At 65.1% G+C, this 238-nt stretch carries 1 protein-coding gene; it reads left to right on the forward strand.

From position 1 onward, the window contains the following. Window positions 1-114: 114 nt before the first annotated feature. The coding region (locus AC6UD4_RS07385) for an SMR family transporter (protein WP_500709662.1) at window positions 115-238 on the forward strand (124 nt) is incomplete at its 3' end.

The raw sequence follows: 238 nt of genomic DNA on the forward strand, positions 1-238 counted from the left end.
GTTACTGGGCCACCGCTTACGGCCGGCCACTGGACGAAGAAGAGCGCATCAATGCACTGGCGATGGCCGAGCAGGCCCTGAAGCTGTGCGATCCTCTGTAAGCCGGAGCCCGCGATGAATCCCTACGCCTATCTCGCCGCCGCGATCGTGCTGGAAGTGATCGCCACGTCGCTGCTGAAGGCCTCCGACGGTATGAGTCGACTGGCGCCGACACTGGGCGCGCTGGTCGGCTACGGAC

The sequence above is a fragment of the Fructilactobacillus sp. X3R5C2 genome, from assembly GCF_059901175.1.